General features: G+C 29.5%; 24 protein-coding genes and 1 tRNA gene. 9 read left to right on the forward strand and 16 right to left on the reverse strand.

Features of this window, described 5'->3' with window-relative positions; genetic code table 11:
- Positions 1–5 precede the first annotated feature (5 nt).
- Positions 6–1,226 carry an argininosuccinate synthase gene (locus L8X28_RS05185; RefSeq protein ID WP_263665722.1) on the reverse strand — a complete coding sequence of 407 codons (1,221 nt, stop codon included), beginning with the start codon at positions 1,224–1,226 and terminating at the stop codon, positions 6–8.
- A 115-nt stretch (positions 1,227–1,341) separates the two neighbouring features.
- Here L8X28_RS05185 and L8X28_RS05190 point away from each other — a divergent pair, with 115 nt between their 5' ends.
- Genes L8X28_RS05190 through L8X28_RS05210 form a run of 5 tightly spaced genes read left to right on the forward strand, consistent with a single transcriptional unit; the run spans position 1,342 to position 4,583 of the window.
- Positions 1,342–1,590, forward strand: a complete 249-nt coding sequence (locus L8X28_RS05190) for an RNA-binding S4 domain-containing protein (RefSeq protein ID WP_066007995.1) — start codon at positions 1,342–1,344, stop codon at positions 1,588–1,590.
- A complete protein-coding gene (gene tsaE / locus L8X28_RS05195; protein WP_263665723.1) occupies positions 1,587–1,994 on the forward strand; it encodes a tRNA (adenosine(37)-N6)-threonylcarbamoyltransferase complex ATPase subunit type 1 TsaE in 408 nt (135 codons plus the stop codon). The genes L8X28_RS05190 and tsaE overlap by 4 nt, the downstream gene beginning before the upstream one ends.
- Positions 1,987–2,712, forward strand: a complete 726-nt coding sequence (gene lptB / locus L8X28_RS05200; protein WP_039618272.1) for an LPS export ABC transporter ATP-binding protein — start codon at positions 1,987–1,989, stop codon at positions 2,710–2,712. The genes tsaE and lptB overlap by 8 nt, the downstream gene beginning before the upstream one ends.
- Positions 2,712–3,959 carry an RNA polymerase factor sigma-54 gene (locus L8X28_RS05205; protein ID WP_133318902.1) on the forward strand — a complete coding sequence of 416 codons (1,248 nt, stop codon included), beginning with the start codon at positions 2,712–2,714 and terminating at the stop codon, positions 3,957–3,959. The genes lptB and L8X28_RS05205 overlap by 1 nt, the downstream gene beginning before the upstream one ends.
- A 6-nt stretch (positions 3,960–3,965) precedes the next feature.
- On the forward strand, positions 3,966–4,583 hold the full coding sequence (locus L8X28_RS05210; protein WP_263661352.1) for a YggS family pyridoxal phosphate-dependent enzyme: 618 nt from the start codon (positions 3,966–3,968) through the stop codon (positions 4,581–4,583).
- Here the strand turns inward: L8X28_RS05210 and murG are convergent.
- The 9 genes from murG to L8X28_RS05255 form a co-directional block, all read right to left on the reverse strand.
- Positions 4,576–5,607, reverse strand: a complete 1,032-nt coding sequence (gene murG, locus L8X28_RS05215) for an undecaprenyldiphospho-muramoylpentapeptide beta-N-acetylglucosaminyltransferase (protein WP_263665724.1) — start codon at positions 5,605–5,607, stop codon at positions 4,576–4,578. The two genes, L8X28_RS05210 and murG, sit on opposite strands and share 8 nt — an antisense overlap.
- Positions 5,604–6,206, reverse strand: a complete 603-nt coding sequence (cysE, locus tag L8X28_RS05220) for a serine O-acetyltransferase (RefSeq protein ID WP_263661350.1) — start codon at positions 6,204–6,206, stop codon at positions 5,604–5,606. Before cysE ends, murG begins: the two co-directional genes overlap by 4 nt.
- The gene (speA, locus tag L8X28_RS05225) at positions 6,203–8,032 is read right to left on the reverse strand and encodes a biosynthetic arginine decarboxylase (protein WP_133318906.1); all 1,830 of its coding nucleotides are present in this window, start codon (positions 8,030–8,032) and stop codon (positions 6,203–6,205) included. Before speA ends, cysE begins: the two co-directional genes overlap by 4 nt.
- Complete coding sequence (hisS, locus tag L8X28_RS05230) at positions 8,029–9,255, reverse strand: histidine--tRNA ligase (protein WP_263665725.1); 1,227 nt, start codon at positions 9,253–9,255, stop codon at positions 8,029–8,031. Before hisS ends, speA begins: the two co-directional genes overlap by 4 nt.
- A complete protein-coding gene (gene tmk, locus L8X28_RS05235; RefSeq protein ID WP_263664685.1) occupies positions 9,248–9,832 on the reverse strand; it encodes a dTMP kinase in 585 nt (194 codons plus the stop codon). The genes hisS and tmk overlap by 8 nt, the downstream gene beginning before the upstream one ends.
- Positions 9,823–10,302, reverse strand: a complete 480-nt coding sequence (gene coaD, locus L8X28_RS05240; protein WP_133318979.1) for a pantetheine-phosphate adenylyltransferase — start codon at positions 10,300–10,302, stop codon at positions 9,823–9,825. Before coaD ends, tmk begins: the two co-directional genes overlap by 10 nt.
- Positions 10,302–10,880, reverse strand: a complete 579-nt coding sequence (locus tag L8X28_RS05245; RefSeq protein ID WP_258107349.1) for a UbiX family flavin prenyltransferase — start codon at positions 10,878–10,880, stop codon at positions 10,302–10,304. Before L8X28_RS05245 ends, coaD begins: the two co-directional genes overlap by 1 nt.
- Complete coding sequence (flgA, locus tag L8X28_RS05250; RefSeq protein WP_263665726.1) at positions 10,877–11,545, reverse strand: flagellar basal body P-ring formation chaperone FlgA; 669 nt, start codon at positions 11,543–11,545, stop codon at positions 10,877–10,879. The genes L8X28_RS05245 and flgA overlap by 4 nt, the downstream gene beginning before the upstream one ends.
- 72 nt (positions 11,546–11,617) lie before the next feature.
- Positions 11,618–11,692: transfer RNA gene (locus tag L8X28_RS05255), tRNA-Gly, on the reverse strand.
- Between the two features lie 108 nt (positions 11,693–11,800).
- Between L8X28_RS05255 and L8X28_RS05260 the strand changes: the two genes are divergently transcribed.
- Positions 11,801–12,097: an invasion antigen C gene (locus L8X28_RS05260; protein WP_039668370.1), complete on the forward strand. Its 297-nt coding sequence runs from the start codon at positions 11,801–11,803 to the stop codon at positions 12,095–12,097.
- Positions 12,098–12,127: 30 nt separating this feature from the next.
- Here the strand turns inward: L8X28_RS05260 and L8X28_RS05265 are convergent, their stop codons facing one another.
- Both L8X28_RS05265 and murA read right to left on the reverse strand, forming a co-directional pair.
- Positions 12,128–13,288 carry a molybdopterin molybdotransferase MoeA gene (locus L8X28_RS05265; protein WP_263665727.1) on the reverse strand — a complete coding sequence of 387 codons (1,161 nt, stop codon included), beginning with the start codon at positions 13,286–13,288 and terminating at the stop codon, positions 12,128–12,130.
- Complete coding sequence (gene murA, locus L8X28_RS05270; RefSeq protein ID WP_263665728.1) at positions 13,285–14,541, reverse strand: UDP-N-acetylglucosamine 1-carboxyvinyltransferase; 1,257 nt, start codon at positions 14,539–14,541, stop codon at positions 13,285–13,287. Before murA ends, L8X28_RS05265 begins: the two co-directional genes overlap by 4 nt.
- 85 nt (positions 14,542–14,626) lie before the next feature.
- Here murA and L8X28_RS05275 point away from each other — a divergent pair, with 85 nt between their 5' ends.
- On the forward strand, positions 14,627–15,484 hold the full coding sequence (locus L8X28_RS05275) for a DMT family transporter (RefSeq protein WP_263665729.1): 858 nt from the start codon (positions 14,627–14,629) through the stop codon (positions 15,482–15,484).
- Between the two features lie 34 nt (positions 15,485–15,518).
- On the opposite strand, the gene L8X28_RS05280 is transcribed toward L8X28_RS05275, so the two are convergent.
- Both L8X28_RS05280 and L8X28_RS05285 read right to left on the reverse strand, forming a co-directional pair.
- On the reverse strand, positions 15,519–16,586 hold the full coding sequence (locus L8X28_RS05280) for a tyrosine-type recombinase/integrase (RefSeq protein ID WP_263665730.1): 1,068 nt from the start codon (positions 16,584–16,586) through the stop codon (positions 15,519–15,521).
- Positions 16,586–17,269, reverse strand: coding sequence for an aspartate/glutamate racemase family protein (locus L8X28_RS05285; protein WP_263665731.1), 684 nt, complete (start codon positions 17,267–17,269; stop codon positions 16,586–16,588). Before L8X28_RS05285 ends, L8X28_RS05280 begins: the two co-directional genes overlap by 1 nt.
- Positions 17,270–17,362: 93 nt before the next feature.
- Between L8X28_RS05285 and L8X28_RS05290 the strand changes: the two genes are divergently transcribed.
- On the forward strand, positions 17,363–17,563 hold the full coding sequence (locus tag L8X28_RS05290) for a molybdenum cofactor biosynthesis protein (protein ID WP_133318915.1): 201 nt from the start codon (positions 17,363–17,365) through the stop codon (positions 17,561–17,563).
- A 422-nt stretch (positions 17,564–17,985) separates the two neighbouring features.
- Here L8X28_RS05290 and L8X28_RS05295 read toward each other — a convergent pair whose 3' ends face one another.
- Positions 17,986–18,477 carry a SixA phosphatase family protein gene (locus tag L8X28_RS05295; RefSeq protein ID WP_133318916.1) on the reverse strand — a complete coding sequence of 164 codons (492 nt, stop codon included), beginning with the start codon at positions 18,475–18,477 and terminating at the stop codon, positions 17,986–17,988.
- Positions 18,474–19,004 carry a rhomboid family intramembrane serine protease gene (locus L8X28_RS05300; protein ID WP_133318917.1) on the reverse strand — a complete coding sequence of 177 codons (531 nt, stop codon included), beginning with the start codon at positions 19,002–19,004 and terminating at the stop codon, positions 18,474–18,476. Before L8X28_RS05300 ends, L8X28_RS05295 begins: the two co-directional genes overlap by 4 nt.
- A gap of 113 nt (positions 19,005–19,117) precedes the next feature.
- Between L8X28_RS05300 and L8X28_RS05305 the strand changes: the two genes are divergently transcribed.
- Positions 19,118–19,528, forward strand: a complete 411-nt coding sequence (locus L8X28_RS05305; protein WP_133318918.1) for a PepSY-like domain-containing protein — start codon at positions 19,118–19,120, stop codon at positions 19,526–19,528.
- Positions 19,529–19,637: the final 109 nt, after the last annotated feature.

Below are 19,637 nucleotides of genomic sequence, written 5' to 3' on the forward strand. Positions count from 1 at the left end.
CCTTTTTAAAATTTTCTTCCATTTTTACCTGCGATGATAAATCTCAAAGCATTTAATCTTATAAAGCCTGCTGCATCTTTTTGATCATACACAGCATCTTCTTCAAAAGTACAATAAGCCTCGCTAAATAAGCTATCATTCGCACTTTCTCTGCCTATTACCATTACATTACCTTTATATAATTCAAGTTTAACTTTACCATTTACATATTTTTGTGACTCATCAATTAAAGCTTGAAGCATTAATCTTTCAGGCGAGAACCAATAGCCATTGTAAATTAAACTTGCATATTTTGGCATTAATTCATCTTTTAAATGTGCTGCTTCTCTATCAAGAGTGATACTTTCTATAGCACGGTGTGCTTTTAAAAGTATGCTTCCACCCGGAGTTTCATAACAACCTCTACTTTTCATACCCACATAGCGATTTTCAACAATATCAAGACGACCTATACCATGTTTTGCACCAAGCTCATTAAGTTTTGCCAAAAGTTGTGCGGGAGACATTTTTTCTCCATTAATAGCACATAAATCGCCTTTACTAAACTCAAGCTCTATCACTTCGCTTTCATTTGGAGTTTCTTTTAAATCTTTCACCCAACGCCACATATCCGCTTCAGGTTTAGCAGCAGGATCTTCAAGTACTAAACCCTCATAAGAAATATGCAATAAATTTGCATCCATAGAATAAGGTGACTTACCTGGCTTTTTAGCTATATCAATACCATGTTTTTGCGCATAAGCTAAAAGTTTTTCACGGCTATTTAAATCCCATTCTCTCCAAGGAGCAATAATGGCTAAATTTGGATTTAGCGCCAAAGCACCTAATTCAAAACGCACTTGATCATTTCCTTTACCTGTTGCTCCATGACTAATAGCATCTGCATTAGTTTTATTTGCTATTTCTACTAAAGCTTTTGCTATCAAAGGTCTTGCTATACTTGTACCTAGTAAATATTCTCCTTCATAAATAGCATTTGCTCTAAACATAGGAAACACATAATCTTTTACAAATTCATCTTTTAAATCTTGAATAAAAATATTTTCTTCTTTTACACCCAAAGAAAGCGCTTTTTTTCTAGCAGGTTCAAGCTCTTCGCCTTGTCCAATATCTGCTGTGAAAGTTACTACTTCACATTTATACTCATCTTGTAGCCATTTTAAAATTATACTTGTATCAAGTCCGCCAGAATATGCTAAAACTACTTTTTTAATATCTTTTTTCATTGTCTTTCCTCTTTGTAAAAAAATGATTGTAAAATTTAACGAATTTAGCTTAATATAATGTAAAATATTTAGACATTTTATAACATTTTCTTGTATTTTTTGATAAAATATTTTTATGAGAATAGATAAATTTTTAAATGTAGTTAATATTACTAAGCGTCGTGCTATTTCAGAAGATATGTGTAAAAGTGGTGTAGTAAGCATAAACAATCAAGTAGTTAAAGCTAGTAAAGAAGTAAAAATTGGCGATGAAATAAGCATTAAATTTATAGAATATACCAATACCTATAAAGTCTTAGATATACCAACAACCAAAAGCATACCAAAAGCTATGCAAGAAAAATATGTGGTAAAAATCCAATGAAAGAAATGATTTTAAGCCAAAATGAGCTTTATAAGCTTTGTGAAATTTTACCTAAAAATGGAGTTATTTTACTTCAAGGGGATTTAGCAAGCGGTAAAACTACTTTAGTGCAAAATTATGCTCAATTTCTTGGAGTAGAAAAAACGCTTAATTCTCCTACATTTTCTATCATGCAAGAGTATGATTTTCAACAAGATAAAATGTATCATTATGATATTTATCAAGAAGGTTTTGATGGACTTTTAAAAAATGGCTTGATTGAAAATTTTTTTGAAGAAGGTTTGCATTTGGTAGAGTGGGGTGATGAAAAATTAAAAAAATATTTAGATAAATATCAAATTTTTAATATAATTTTACAAATCATTCCTTATGAAAATAAAAGAAAGTATATAATACATGAGTAAGCTAGAAGCTAGAAATTTAGAAAAAATCATTAAAAAAACAAAAATCATACACGATGTTTCGCTAGAAGTGCAAAGTGGAGAAGTTGTAGGACTTTTAGGGCCTAATGGAGCAGGAAAAACTACGAGTTTTTATATGATATGTGGGCTTATTTTACCAACAAGCGGACAGGTGTTTTTAGACTCACAAGATATCACAAAAGAACCGCTTAATAAAAGAGCAAAGCTTGGCATTGGGTATTTGCCTCAAGAAAGTAGTGTTTTTAAAGACTTAAGCGTAGAAGAAAATTTACTTTTAGCCGCCCAAGTAATATATAAGGATAAAAATTTATTAGAACAAAAGATAGAACAAATGCTAGAATTACTTAGCATAGAGCCTATTAGGCACAGAAAAGGTATGAGCTTAAGCGGGGGCGAAAGAAGGCGTTGTGAAATCGCAAGATCACTTATGTGTGATCCTAAATTTTTACTTCTTGATGAACCATTTGCTGGGGTTGATCCTATCGCAGTGAGTGAAATTCAAAGTTTGATTAATGATTTAAAAGCTATGAATATAGGTGTTTTAATCACTGATCATAATGTAAGAGAAACTTTAGCAATTTGCGATAGAGCTTATGTGATTAGAAGCGGAAGGTTGCTAGCTAGTGGTAATGCTAATGAAATTGCGCATAATGAAGATGTTAAAAAATATTATCTTGGAAGTGAGTTTAGACTTGAATAATGCTTAAACAAAAAACCTCTATAACACAAAAAGCAAAACTATCACAAACCTTAAGATCTTGGCTTCCTATATTGCAAGCTAATATTGAAGATCTAAAAGAAAGTTTAGATGAATTTGCTAAAGAAAATCCTTTTATAGAGATCAAAGAAAACTCAAGCATTACAAACAATCAAAACAAGTATTATCAAGAGTATTTTAGTAAAAATACCACTACGCAAATGATTGATGCAAAAAGCTTGGAAGTAAAAAATGTATATGAACTTTTAAGCGAGCAAATCATACCACCATTTTTTCCTACTAAAAAATCCCAAACCATTGCTGAAAAAATCATAGAATGTTTAAATCATGAAGGTTATTTTGAATATGATGAAGAAATTTTAGGTGAATTTGATCCTTTAGAAGTAGAAAAAATCAGACAAAGATTTAAGTATCTTGAGCCTATTGGAGTAGGTGCAAAAGACAATCAAGAAGCTTTTATTTTTGCACTAGAACATTTTGACTTAGATGATGAGCTTTATGAGTTTTGCAAAATGTTAATTTTAAATTTAGAAAATGCAAAAGATTTTATCAAAGATCCTTTGTATAAAAAGGCTATAGCTATAATTAAAAAAATCTCCATTCCACCTTTTTTGGAGTATTTTGAAGAGAGCATGGAAATCATTCCTGATATATTTATTTATCAAGAAAATGGTGAAATTAAAATTAAAATTAATGATGATTATTATCCTGAAATTGCTTTTGAAGCAGATGGTTTAGATCATGAGTTTTTAAGTGCTTATTTAAAAGATGCAAAAAATTTAATCGATGCACTAGCTATGCGTAAAGCTACCCTTTATAAACTAGGGCTTATGATTATAGAATATCAATATGATTTTTTCATGGGTGGGGACATCAAACCTATGCAGCTTAAAGATTTAGCACAAGATCTTGAAAGAAATGCTTCTACTATTTCAAGGGCAATTGCAAACAAATACTTAAGTTGTGATAGAGGTTTAATACCTTTAAAATCTTTCTTTACCACCGCAGTTGATGATGGCGAAACTTCTAATGCTACAATCAAAGATTTTCTTAGTAATTTAATTAAAAAAGAAAATCCTAAAAAACCTTTGAGTGATTTGAAAATTCTTGAACTCACTCAAAAAGAATTCCCAAGTGTGCAACTAGGGCGTAGGACTATCACTAAATATCGTATGCAACTTGGTATAGGAAGCTCAAGTGAGCGTAAAAAATTATATGAATTGATGTAGGAAAAGATGAATTTAGAAAGTATTTTTGAAAAAACCATAAAACAAAATGTGCGTTTAGTAGCAGCTAGCAAGTATGTTCAAAATGAACAAATTCGAGAGCTTTTTAAGCAAGATGTTATAGAGTTTGGAGAAAATCAAGTCCAAGCTTTAGCTTTAAAAAAAGAAAAACTTCAAGATTTAGAAATCAAATGGCATTTTATAGGCAATCTTCAAAGTAACAAAATCAATCTTTTAATCAAACAAAACCCATTACTTTGGCAATCTTGCAATGGCTTAAAAATCGCCAAAGCCGTAGATAAAAGACTTGATTATAAATTAGATACTTTATTAGAAATCAATACTGCCAATGAAAGTTCTAAAAGTGGCATAGAGCAAAATAAGGCCATAGAAGAGTATTTACAAATACAAGAAGAGTGTAAAAATTTAAACCTTACAGGCATTATGTGTATAGGCTCTATGGATGAGGAAAAAGTTCAAGAAAGCTTTGAGCAAACTTTTAAAATCTATGAAATTTTACAAAAACACGGGGCAAAAATTTGCTCTATGGGTATGAGTGGGGATTTTGAACTAGCTATAAAATGTGGTTCAAATATGGTGCGTTTGGGGAGTATTTTATTTAAATAAACCTCATTTGTTTTGCTTTTTCTATCATAAAATCTGCGCCATTTTCACTTTTTAATCCTTGCAAGGCTATAGATTTTTCTTCTAATGAGAAATTTTCTACTAAATTTAAAAATTGATGTTTTTCTTCTTGGGTTAAAATTTCACATAAATTACGCTCTTTTAAATACAAAGCATTAAAATATTGATGATTTTTAGCCGCATATGGATAAGGAATAAAAATACAAGGAAGTAAATTTGCACTAAGCTCAAAAAGACTACTTGCACCTGATCTTGATATAGCTAAATCTGCTTTAGAAATTTTATCCATAATGTTTTTATCAAAATCAAAAAGCTCTACTTTGACATTTAAATCCTCATAAGCTTTTTTACATCTTTCATAATCATTCTTACCGCATTGATGAATGATATTTATACCTTTTTCTTTAAAGTATAAAGCATTTTCTAAAGCAAGGTCATTAATAAATTTAGCCCCTTGAGAGCCACCAAGAAAAATAATATTTTTTAATTCTTTTCTCACTCTTGCTTTTTGAGAAAAAATCTCGCTAATAGGATAAGGACAAAAGAAAGTATTTGCTTTATCAATCTGATCGTCAAAAGCAGTAAAAAAAGCTTTAGAAAAAGGCTTTAAAAGTGAATTTAAACTTCCTATTTTTGAATTTTGCTCATGGATTAAAAGTGGGATATTTGCCATTAAAGCACCAAAAGCGCCTGGAGCACTGCTATATCCACCCACGCTAAAAACTGCTTTAATATTATGTTCTTTTAAAATTTGCTTTGTTTTTCTTGCAAGTTTTAAAATATGTAAAAATGATTGAACTTTAGCTAAGCCTTTTTTATTAACAACGCCTTGAGAGCTTAGAAAATATTTTTTATAAAAACCATTTTCATTTTCAAACCAAAGTCTATCTTGGCCATTTTCACTTCCTATGTAAATACATTCTATGCCTTGTTTTCTTGCACTTTGCAATAAACATCTAGCTATAGCCAAATGCCCTCCCGTGCCTCCACCTGTAATTGCTATCATTTGTCCTCTTTATTTAGTTTTTCTTCTAAAAATTTAATTCTTTCCTCTAGTTTTTGAATTCTCTCTTTTTGGCTTATTTGAAATTCTTTAATATAAGCAGGTATACCAATAGCTGTTAAATTTGGCTCAACATCTTTTAATACAACTGCATTTGAACCTATTTTTGCATTTTTACCTATGGTAATATTACCTAAAATTTTAGCCCCAGAGCCTATGATCACACCATCTTCTATAGTAGGATGTCTTTTGGTATTTTTATCTAAACTTGTACCACCTAAGGTTACTCCTTGATAGATAATCACATCATTACCAATTATAGCTGTTTCACCTACTACCACACCTATTGCATGATCTATAAATATCCTTCTACCTAGCGTAGCTCCAGGATGCAAATCAACCCCTGTTAAAAACTGAGAAATTCCACTAATCATTCTTGCTATGCGTTTATAATTTTTGATATAAAAAAAATGCGCAAAACGATAATTTACCACAGCCCAAACACCAGGATAGTTAAAAACTAATTCAATCCAAGATCTATATGCAGGATCTTTTTGTTTTGGCATAGAAAAATCTTCTTTGATTAGTTTAAAAATACTCATTTAGAACCTATACTTTTTAAGTATCCATTATCATTTAAAAATAAATAAATTTCACCCAAAATATGTTTTTTTTGATTTTCATTTACAAGTTTTGAAGCATAAATTTTTTCATTAATATTATCCATAATTGCATGCACATCATAATCAAGATCTTCTAAGGTATCTAAAATAGATTGAGCCTCTAGCACGCTTTCTACTTCAAAACCCTTTTCATTAATACTTATACAAGCTTCGGTTGGATGTGTAAAAAGATTATGCTTCATACCAAGCACTTCTTGATAAGCTCCCACTAGGAAAAATCCTAAAAAATAATCTTCAGCTTCTACATCAATATCATGTAAAAACAAAGGATTATCTTTAGAATAAGAAATTTCTCCATCGCTATCACAAGTTATATCCCATATACTTGCACTTCTAGTTGGCTTTTTATTGAGTCTATCAAGTGGCATGATAGGGAAATTTTGCTCTAAACCCCAAAAATCAGGTAAAGACTGAAATACTGAAAAATTCACTAAATATTTTTCTTGCACTTCATTTTGCAAACTCGATAAATCAGCTTGATCACCCACCAAAGAAATAGCTTTTCTCATAATCAAATGTACTAAAATTTCACTATTTGAGCGATCTTGTAAATCTACATAACCCAAATCAAACAAGGTTAAAATACTCTCCATATGATCAATGCTATCATGTAAATACTCAAGTGCATTAGAAGCTTTAATGTTTTTATACAAATCATAAAGTTCATCAATAAGTTTTGGGTTTTTATCTTTTAATAAAAGCTTGCTTTCTGTGTATTCTTGAGAAAAAAGCTCTAAAACAGGCGCTACTAAAACAGCATGATTAGCTGCTACAAAACGCCCACTTTCTATAAAAATATCAGGCTCTAAATCTTTTTTTTGTTCTGCAATACCTTTTAAAATAAACACAACATCGTTTGCATACTCACTTAAGGTGTAATTTCTGCTTGTTTCGTTTTTAAACTGAGAGTATTCTACCGCTAAACCTCCACCAAGATTAATAGCTTTTAAATTTTTTGCCCCCATTTTTCTAAGCTCGGTATAGATATTACCCGCTTCATTTAGAGCTTTTTTCAAAGGATGAATTTCAGTAATTTGTGAGCCTAAATGAAAATGTATCATAGTAAATTGCTCTAAAAGTTTATTAGCTTTTAAAAGATTTACCGCTTCAATAAGCTCAGTGGATGTTAAACCAAATTTTGAATTTATACCACCACTTTTTGCCCAAATTCCTACTCCAGCTGAATGCAAACGCACCCTTAAGCCTATATTTGGCTTTGGCTTAAAACGATTTTTAGCAATTTCAATCATTGCTTCAAGCTCATTAAGTCCTTCCATAGTTAAAGTGATATTATGACCCATTTCACACGCTATAAAGCCCATATTTATGAGTTCTTTATCTTTAAAGCCATTAACTGTTATAGGAGCACTTTCATTATTATAAGCCATAGCTAGTAAAAGCTCGGCCTTGCTTCCTGCCTCTAAGCCATAGTTGTATTCTTTACCTAGATTAACTAAATTTTTTACAAAACCTGGATATTGATTAACTTTTAAAGGATATACAGCGTTAAAAGAACCTTTATAGTTAAATTCTTTTTTTGCTTTAGCAAATTTATTATAAATTTGCTCAATTTGCTTATGGATTAAATGAGGAAAACGAAGCAACAATGGCCCCTTATAACCATCATCGCGCAAAGTATTTACTATATCTATAATGGCAGGTTTTTTACCATGATTTACACATACTTTGCCATTTTCAATGATAAAATTATTTGCACCCCAAATATTAATACCATAATCAATCATAACTCATTCTCCAAATTTGCTAATTTTATATTTTTAGTATCTTTATTTTCCAAATTTTTATAAAAAATCTCTTCTTTTTGCATTTCATCTTCACCTATACACAAAAAGATTTTAGCATTAGCATTATCTGCTTGGTTTAAATGCTTTGCAAGTTTTTTTGCTTCATAGCTTAAATATACCTTATGTTTTTTTCTTAAAGTATTTGCTAATTTAAAAATAGTATCTATATAAGCTTCATCCATAGCACAAAGATAAATTCCTTCTCTTGGTTTTACGCTTTGTTTTTGCTCTAAAATAGCCATAATCCTTTCTATACCCATAGCAAAACCCACACCATAGCCACTTTTACCATCTAAATATTCAATCAATCTATCATATCTTCCACCACCTGCCACAGCAGCTTTTGCACCGATTTCATCGCTAACAAACTCAAATGCACTTTTAGAATAATAATCAAGCCCACGCACTAATTTTTCATCACATTCAAATTCAACATCATTTTCTTTTAAAAGTTTTTGCAATTTTTCATAATCTTTCTTACAACATGGACATAAATTTTCACTTAGCTTTGGTGCATTTTCGATTAAACTTTGACAATGATCATTTTTGCAATCAAGCACTCTAATAGGATTTAAGTCTTTTCTCCTTAAGCAATCTTCGCAAAAACCTTCTTTAGAATTTAAAAAAGCTATGAGTTTTTCTTTATATACACCCATACATTCTTTACAGCCTAAAGAATTAATTTTCAAGCTTGTATGAATTTCTAAGCGTTTAAAAATTTCATTTAGCATTAAAATAATGCTCGCATCCTCATACACACTTGCTACACCAAAGCTTTCTACTCCAAATTGATGAAATTCACGCAATCTTCCTTTTTGTGGCCTTTCATAGCGAAACATAGAGCCATGGTAAAACCATCTTTTAACACTTTGAGCCTTGTCCATTTTAGCTTCTATGTATGATCTTACCACCCCAGCTGTCCCTTCAGGCCTTAAACACACTTCATTGCCTGCTTTATCAACAAATTCATACATTTCTTTGCCAACTATATCAGAGCTTTCTCCAACACTTCTTTTAAAAAGCTTAGTAAGTTCTAAATGCGGACAATTAATAAAAGTAAAACCATAGTTTTTAGCTACTTCTTCACAAGTTTTTACCACTTTTTCATAAAGAGTAGCTTGATCATCTTGTAAATCTTTCATTCCTTTTAAAGCATTAATCATCTATAAATTCCTTAATCTTTTCATGTAAAATTTCAATACTCAAAGAAGCATCTAATTTTAAAATTTTTATATCTATCTTAATTTTTAAAAACTCTAAAGTTTCTTCTAGGGCATTTTGTATATTTAAAAAATATTCAACCCCTCTTTTTTCAATACTATCTAGATCTTTTTTAGAAAGTCTTTGTGCGATAAGCTCTTTAGAGCCATGCAAAAACACAACCTTTTGTGGAAAAAGTCCACCTGTGGCGAAAGAATTTAACTCAAATAAAATATTTTGATCAAAATCACATCTTGCATAAGCCATATTAGAAATAAAACTACGATCTGAAATGATAAGTTTGTTTTTATTTTGTGCTAAATGCATGTCGATTAAATTTGCTCTATCTGCTAAAAAAAGCAAAAGCTCAGCCTTTTTAGAAAAATGTATTTTGCTTTCTAATAAAATTTTTCTCAAATGCACTCCAAGCTCACTTCCACCTGGTTCTTTAGTAAAAAATGCATTATGAAAATATTTTTTTAAAAGTTCTATCTGTGTGCTTTTACCCACACAATCAACCCCTTCAAAAGCTATATACAATCTCTCTCCTTTAATAAAGGTATAATTTCTTTTGGCACAAGCTTGCTCACATCACCATTATGGGCACAAATTGATCTTACTATGGAGCTTGAAATAAAAGAATTTTTTAAATTTGGCATAAGATATATAGTTTCAAAATCTTCCCAAAGCATGTGATTTGCATAGCCAAGTTGTAATTCATACTCAAAATCACTTACCGCTCTTAAGCCTCTTATAATGATATTTATTTGCAAATTTTTAGCAAGATCTACTAGTAAGTTATCAAAAGTTGTAATTTTAACATTTTTTAAGTCTTTTGTAGCAATTTTTACCATTTTTTCTCTATGCTCTAGACTAAACATAGGCTTTTTGCTTTCACTTTTAGCTATAGCAACTACCACCTCTTCAAACATCTTGCTAGCTCTAATGATAACATCTAAATGTCCATTAGTGATAGGATCAAATGTTCCTGGATACACACAACTAGCCATCACTGCCACCTTTGGTATAAATTATGCTCGATATTTGCTAAATCAAGCCATTTTCCTATGATAAATTCATATAATTTTTCCAAATTATCAATCTTAGCATAACTTGCCATTACAGGAGGAGCGATGATAACTCCATAGCTAGAAAGTTTAGCCATTTGTTCTAAATTTAAAGTAGAATAGGGCATTTCTCTTACTCCAAGTATGAGCTTTTTGCGTTCTTTTAAAGCCACTCCTGCAGCTCTTGTAAGTAAAGTATCATTTATACCGCAAGCAATTTTTGCTAAAGTGTTAATCGAGCAAGGTGTGATAAAAGTCGTTTCTATGCCAAAAGATCCGCTTGCTACGCATTGACTAATGTCTTCATTATCTAAAAAATTTACATGTTCAAGCTCAAATTTATCTTTTATGTGTTGCAAAAAGTCTATATTTTGCAAAAGGGAATTTTCTTTTATAAAGCTTATTTTTGCATTTTTACTCACAATAGCATAAATTTGTCCTTTTTCTTTTAAATGTTTTAACAATAAAAAGCCAAGCTCGCAAGAACTAGCTCCGCTAATACCTACTAAAATTTTTCTCATTTTAGCTCCACATAATTTTTACTAATAACTTTACCATGCACGACTTTTCCATCTTTATTTTTAAGGCGAATTCTTTGGTTTAAATTCCCACTTTGCAAGGCTTTTAATTCTATCATCATGCTTAAATCCCCATCTTTAATAATACCATAAACAGAATCATTTCTTTGTATAAGGGTTTTGGTTTTAAACATATTATATTTTAAAATCATATTTTCTCTTATATTGCTTTTGGCTATTAAATTTACGATTTCATCTTTTTTTAATACACCTTGAGGGGCTTTATCAAAAGGAATTTTTAAAATTTTAAAACTAGCAGGACTTAAATTTTCATTACGCGAAATAGGACGCGTAGTTTGCAAAACTTCTAATTTTGCCTTTAAAAAATACTTAAAAAATATATTTTTTTTAAACTGCTCTGGAGTTTTAAATTCAGCCTTTATAAAGCCATCGGCTCTATCAAAATTATGATTACCTAGCTTTAAAAAAATATATTGATTAAAATCAGCAGGCAAACTTGATTGAGTGTTAAGATCTAAAGAAATGATTTCTAACTGCGGATAATTTATTTTAAATTCTTTAATCAAAGCTAATTTTACTTCATCAAAATTCGAAGCAAAACTTAAAGTATAGAAAAATAAAACTAGAATGATTTGTTTAAAAAACAATACAGCAACCTCTTATATAAAATATATTAATTATATAATACATCAAAAAAGTTTGATTTTAGTTAAAAGAAGTGGAGCGGGAAACGAGATTCGAACTCGCGACCCCAACCTTGGCAAGGTTGTGCTCTACCCCTGAGCTATTCCCGCATTTTGAAAGTAGAGTATGATTTTATCAAAACTTTATTTTATTGTCAAGTTTTTAAAATTAAGGAATGTTTTTTGCTTGTAGTTATTAAATTTTAAAAGGAGCAACTCATGCAAGTAAATGATAAAAATAGTCCGCTAGCCCTAAACAATATGACAAAAATCAAAGAAAAAAACACATCTTCAGATGAATTTCAAGCTACACTTAATGCACTTAAAGACAAAGAGGAAAAAGAGTATAAAAAAGATAGCAACAATGCTTTTAGTAATACAGATTTAAATATAGGTTCGATTTCTAAAGATTATAGCGTATATGCTTGGGAGAAATTACGCCAAAGCAAATACCAAAAAAATGAAGAAAATATCTTAAACAATCTTTTTAAAACTTTAGATAAAGCAAGAAGTTAATCATTCAAAATAGGGTAGTGCAATACCCTATTAAATTTTTAAAACTTTAACTTCTTGATCTTTTACTAATTTTGTATCATCAATTTGCGTGATTAAAATATGCGTGTTTTCACATAAAGGTTTTAGCATACCTGAGCCAAATTTAGCTTCACTTGGTTTAAAATATCCATCGACTAATTTTCCAAAAGCAAAATCATTTCTTTGACCTTTGAAATTTAAATCTTTAGTCAATCTTGCTTTATCAAATTCCAAAAAATCTTTACCATAAAGCAAATTGAGTATATTTTTTGCAAAAATATGCGTTGAAACTAAAGAGGCTAAAGGATTTCCTGGTAGGGCTAGAAAAAGCACATCGCTTTTGCTAAAAAGTTTTACATGCTTGCAAAGTTTAGCATTTACTTTTTCAAAAATAGAGCTAAAATCACACTCAAGTAAAGCTTGTTTGATAAAATCAGCCTCACCCACGCTAGCTCCACCACTGCTTATAAGCATATCAAATTCTTTATTTTCTAAAAGCTTTTTATATGCATTTAAATCATCTTTTATAAGTCCTAAATACTCAACATCAGCATAATCTTGCAAAATAGCATAAATACCAAAAGCATTTGCGTTATATATGCTGTATTCATCAGCATTTTCCCAAGGTTCTACAAGCTCATCTCCACTTGAAAAAATCCCAATACGCAATTTTTTAACGACATTTAACTCATAAATTCCTTGAGCAGCAAGCATAGCTACCATACCTGAGGTGATTTTTTGCCCCTTTTTAAACAAAAGCTCTCCAAGCTTTGCTTCCTCGCCTTTAAAACGGATGGCATTGTTTTCTTTAGCATTTTTAGCATTGAGCTTTTCATCTTCAAGCAAAGCTTCTTCAAACATTAAAATGGTATTTGCATTTTGAGGAATTTTAGCTCCTGTCATGATTTTATAGCATTCATTTTTTTCTATAATATAATCATTTTTATCGCCTGCTAAAATACTTCCTTTTATTTTTAGCAATTCATTCTTATGTGTATAATTTAGCGCATAGCCATCTAGGGCAGAATTATCAAAAGCGGGTAGGTTTTTTTTCACAAAAACATCTTCATATAAAATACACCCCAAAGCCTGTGTTAAATTTACTCTTTGAAATTCATTTTTTGCTTTGATTTGTTCTTTTAAAAAATCTAAAGTTGCAAAAATATCTCTCATTCTTCAAGCCTTCTTATACTTGCGCCTAGTTTTTTAAATTTTTCTTCTAAATTTTCATATCCTCTATCAAGATGATAAATTCTATGAATTTTGCTTGTGCCTTTAGCTGCTAAAGCTGCTAAAATCAAAGCAGAAGACGCACGCAAATCAGTAGCCATAACATCAGCCCCCAAAAGCTCTTTAGTACCATTTATAGTAGCAATATGCCCGTTTAATCTTATATCAGCTCCCATTCTTAAAAGCTCACTTACATGCATAAAACGATTTTCAAATAATCTCTCATCAATAATACTTGCACCATTTGCTTTTAAAGCTAAAGCCATAAATTGTGCTTGCATATCCGTTGGAAAACCTGGATATTCGCTAGTTAAAATTTCAACTGGTTTGATTTCTTTAGCAGGATTTATACTAATACTATCTTCATTAATATCAAAGCTAAAACCCATTTGCTCTAGCTTTGCTAAAACTGCACTAAGATGGCTTGCATTGACTTTTTTTAGAGTGATTTTTGAGTTAGTGATAGCTCCTGCACACAAATAAGTTCCTGCTTCAATACGATCAGGAATGATTTCAAAAGGTTTAAATTCTAAAAGTTCTCCACTTGTGCCATAAATTTCAAGCTCAGAAGATCCTATGCCTTGTATATCAAGCCCAGCCCTAGCTAAAACCTCACAAAGTTGCACCACTTCAGGCTCTTTAGCAACATTTAAAAGTCTAGTTTTACCATGAGCTAGGGCTGCTGACATGATGATATTTTCACTACCTGTAACAGTGATTTTATCAAACATCACATCAGCACCCCTAAGCCCTCCACTAGCTACCACATAACCTTGCTTGATCTCAATATTAGCCCCCATTTTTTCTAAAGCTAAAAGGTGTAAATCAATAGGGCGTTGGCCTATAGCACAACCTCCCGGTAAAGAAACTTCACAATTTCCAAATCTAGCTAGTAAAGGCCCTAAGGTAAGTATAGAAGCACGCATTTTACGCACGATGTCATATTTTGCTATGGTTTTATTTAAATGCTTTGTATTTATTTTTGCAAAATTGTCTTTAAAAGTATAATTTGCTCCTAAATTTTCAAGCAAAGAAAGTAGGGTGCAAATATCTGCTACATTTGGTAAATTTGAAATTTGAACTTCATTTTTAGCTAAAATACTTGAAGCTATCAAAGGAAGTGCTGCATTTTTTGCACCACTTATTATCACTTCTCCGTTTAATTTTTCAACACCATCAATCTCTAAATAAGTCATTAATTTTCCTTAAAATACATACATTTAATGATATAATAATATTTTACTACAAATATTATATAAATTAATAAGATTAAAGGTATTTTTGGGAGTTTTTCTAGTCATACTTGGTGGGATATTTTGGGCTGTAAGTGGAGTTTTGGCTGAATATTTGTTTAAAAATCATTATTCTGCTGAATGGGTAAGTTTTTATCGTTTGCTTTTTACTGGTGTTATTTTAATAATTTTGAGTGCAAAAAATTTCAAATTAAAATTACTAAACCAAAAACAAGAACTTAGCTCTCTTTTAATTTTTTCTATCTTTGGTTTATTGATAACTCAATATGGTTATTTTAAAGCCATTTATTATACCGATGCAGGAACTGCTACGATGATACAATACAACGCACCATTAATCATAATGCTTTTTATGTGTTTTAAAAATAAAATTTTACCTAAAAAAATAGAGCTAATCGCTTTGTTTTTAATACTTTTTGCCTTATTTTTACTTATAACAAATGGGGATATTAATGCATTAAAACTTGATATAAGAGGTGTTATTTGGGCTTTTTTTGGAGCTCTTGGAGTGGCATTTTATTCTTTGAGTGCTAGACTTATCATAGCAAAATATGGCTTATTTTTAATCATGGGTTTGGCTAGTTTATTTGCTTCTTTTTTGCTTTTTGTATTATTACAAGGAAATATCCCAAAACATGATTTATCTTTAAATTCCTTTTTGGCTATGAGCGCGATTGTATTTATAGGTACAATAGGGGCTTTTTGTTTATATTTAAAAGGAGTTGAATTAATAGGAGCTTTTAAAGCTAGTATGATAGCTTGTATAGAACCTGTGGCTGCTGCTTTTATGAGTTTTTTATTTTTAGGAACTATTTATAGCGTGATTGATCTTTTTGCTTTTGCTTTGATCATTCTTAGTGTGTTTTTAAATGCCAAAAAACACTAAGAATAAGTGATTAAAAAATACTAGATAAAATTATCTAGGTTCTATCGTGAAGTTTTTTGGCTACCTCTGCAGCTAATTTTAGCTTTTCATTATCAAAGTGCGTATAAATTCTTGAAGTATTTAAACTCGCATGCCCTAGTGCTTCTTGGACTAAAACTAAATCTTTTTGTTTTTTATAAAGTAGGGTAGCAAAAGTGTGTCTTAGCATATGAGCTCCGTTTTTTTGCTTGCGAATTCCTGCTTTAAATAAAATTTGTTCTACTATACGCGAAACATAAGCTTGGGTTAGGGCTTTACCATTGCGATTGACAAATAAAAGTCCATCATAAGAAAGATAATTTACCCTTACATCTTTTAAAAGATGTTCTATAAGCTCTTTTTTAATCATCACAACGCGGTATTTATTACCTTTAGCTCTAATGCGTATAATATAAAGATCATTTTCTTCACTAATATCTTTTAATTTTATATTAATAGCTTCACTAACCCTAATTCCTGTAAAAATGATAATTTTAATAATCAAACGATTGCGTATGGTATTACTTTTAAAATCTGTATTATCAATAGCATCTAAAAATTTACTCACTTCATCTTCACTCATATACTCAGGTAGCTTAACTCCCTTAGAACCACTTATACCCGCCCAGTTTTTAAGGTTGATATCAAAAATATGAGCTTTATTTTCTTCTTCATTTTGTTTATCTAAAAATGCAAAAAAATTAATCACAGCTATACGGTAGTTTTTCTTACTCGCATCAGACAAAGAAGCACTAATACTTGCTAAAATTTCTACTAAAAGCTCTTCATCGATTTGTTTTAGTGAATAAAGCTTATAAAATAACAAATACTCATAAAGTTTTTTCAAAGGATTAAAATATGTATTTACACCGCTAAGTCCTGCATTTCTTGCTTTTTTTACATAAGCATCAAGCTCTTGTATATTTTTAACACCCTTACTTAAGGCTAAATTTACTACAGCCAAGGCTTGGGGGTCTTTTAATTCTTTATTTGATAAAGAATTAAGTTTAAATTTCACATATCTACAAAGCCAAAATAAAAATGACTTTTCAAAATTTTCTTCACAATCTAGAGGATATTTCATCACTCATTCTCCAAAGCTTTCAAAGTAGCCATTTTTGCATGAATATATGCACTATCAAATAGCTTTTTAGAGTTTTCTTTTATAATCAAACCAAGTTCAGTACAACCCAAAATCACTCCTTGAACCTCCGAAAATTGAGCAATCAAATCACATAAATATCTTTTTGATTTTTCATTTATAATACCTTTGCAAAGTTCATTAAAAATAATGTCATTAAGCTTTAAAATATCATCATTTTTGGGAATAAAAACTTCAATCTTTGAGTTAATTAAAAGTTGTTTATAAAAATCTTCTTGCATAGTGTATTTTGTCCCCAATAACAATACTTTATCGATATTTTGCTCTTGAAGTTCTAAAAGCATAGCTTTAGCTATATGTAAGATAGGAATTTGAATGTTTTTTTGTATATTTTCATAACATTTATGCATAGTATTAGTGCAAATTAATATAAAATCAACTCCACTTTTTTGCAAAAGTAGGGCATGTTGGGTTAAAATTTCACTTGCTTTTTGCCAATCATTCTTTCGTTGGCATTCTTCTATTTCTTCAAAATCAACACTAGTTAAAACTATCTTAGCACTATGTAATTTTCCTAATTTTTCATTTGTAAATTTATTGATTATTTCATAATAGCTAAGTGTGCTTTCATAACTCATTCCGCCTATTAAACCTATGGTTTTCAATTTTTTTCCTTTTAAAATTAATATAAAAATTATAAAAAAATCTTACTTAAAAAATATCAAGCTATAATTATAAAAACAAAATAGGGTGATGATATGTTTTTTAAGAAAAAAACCGCGCAAAAGCAAGTAAAACAAAACAATATTTCAAAACAAGATAATACTTTAAATAATGACTTTGCACAAGAAAAAAGACTTTACGAATTTAGAGAAAATATGAAAAAACTTAGCAAAAATGAAAATAGTGCTAAACTTTTAGCAAAACAACTTTCAAGATTAATTCAAAAATCCAAATAAAATCAAAAACTCCACACAAGTTAAACTTTTGTATTAATTTCTTTTTTTTACTCATCATTTTAACTTTTTTAGTCTATAAAAATATTTTAACTTAAACTTAATATATATGTAAAATTATATGATAAATAGTAAAATATTGAAATTATATATATTTTGTATTGAAAACTATAATTTTCAAACTTTTATATTTATCTGTTTATACATAAGTAAAATATATTTAAAAATACCTATAATATAGTATTTTAAAGCATTTTATTTTTTGGATGAAAATAATTTATCCATAAAAAAATAAGTATAATTTTTTGAAAAATATTATAAGTTATTTTATGCAGCTATAAAAGACTAAAGATGTATATTTTTCATTTCGACTAAATTTTAGTTTATATTTTTGCTTAAATAAATTTGAAGTTTAAAAATGTAGATTAGTTATTTTCTTGACTTTTAGGATAATCAAAAAATACAACTTCCCCGCTGTGTTCTTTTATATCTTTAAATTCTTTTATATCAAATTGCATACATAAAATAGCAGAAGTTGGAAAGTTTTCTAAATCTATATGAGCTAGATACTCACAAAGTTCTTGCAATAAAGGATTGTGCATAATTAGCACTACCCTACTCTCTTTTGATTCTTTTATAAAATTTAACACATCCTTTAAATTACCATCATAAAAGCTTTTTTCTATCTTGATATCTTTTTCTTTTAAAGAAAAGCTTTTACAGAGTTTTTGTGCTGTTTTTATACAACGCTTAGCAGGACTTGAGATAATGCTTTGGGCTTTAAATTCTAAATCCTTAATCCTATAAATCATAGTTTTTAAATCATCTTTTCCACTAGAACTAAGTTCTCGTTGTAAATCTTGATCGTAATTTTCTTTTTGAGCTTTAGCATGACGAATAAAATAGATATATTTCATCTTATAACCTTAAATTTACCCAAAGCATATCCACATATAAAGCCAAAAATATGTGCATACCAAGCTATATTAACACCCATAAAAATAGGCACAAAACTCATTAATAAAATAGCCACGATAAGTCCTTTGGTGGCGGTTTTATCCAAATATGCATAATACCCCATTAAAACACATATAGCACCACTTGCACCCACTACATTTACAAAACTGCCATCAAAACTTAAATACACATAAAAAGCACTAAGCAAAGAGCAAAGAATTCCACCGATTAAATAAAGCAGAGCAAATTTAAAACTTTTTAAGTATTTTTCAAGCATAGAGCCAAATTGAAAAAGCACTATCATATTTAAAATCAAATGAGGCCAATTTCCATGCATAAATATTGAGCTTAAAATTTGCCAATAAAATCCTTGAAAAAAAAATAAATTTAAACCCAAAATAGTATCTAAATTTAAAGAACCAAAATAAAGATAATTTACAAAAATAAATACAATAACATTAAAAGCGATTAAAAATGAAGCTACCATTGCCCTACTTTGTATTTTTAATAATTATAACAAAAAGCTATTTAAATTCTAGCTTACACATAAAATTCACATTAATAAGATACAATATCGTCAAAAATATAATAAGGTTAAAAATGAAAAAACTAGCTTTAGCTTTTTTGATTAGTTTAAATACTCTTAATGCTGGTATAGTCATAGCACCTGATTCTTTGCCGGTAAATATCAAACAATTTATTAAAGATTACTTTAATGCAGAGATTGGTCTAGTAGAACAAGATGGATATTCTTACGAAATTTACTTAAGTGATGGAAGTGAAATTGAGTTTTCACTCAATGGAGAATTTAAAGAAGCTGAAAATTTCAGATCTTTAAATTATGCTATTTTACCTTTAGCAATACAAAATACCATTAAAAATACCTATCCAAATGCAGCGATTATTGAAATAGAAAGAAAAATTTCATATTACAAAATAGAACTTAATAATCAAATGAAACTTTATATTGATGATAATGGGACTATTTTAAGACAAAAATTTGACGATTAAAATTGTTTAAGATTAAATAAGCAAGTTTTAAATTTTCTTCTAAAAAAGGCTTTAACCCTTGTCAAAACTTATAAAAATTTCAATTGCTCCGGTAGAATAAGGAGCTTTA

It is taken from the genome of Campylobacter sp. CNRCH_2016_0050h, assembly GCF_025772605.1.
Classification (GTDB): Bacteria; Campylobacterota; Campylobacteria; order Campylobacterales; family Campylobacteraceae; genus Campylobacter_D; species Campylobacter_D lari_D.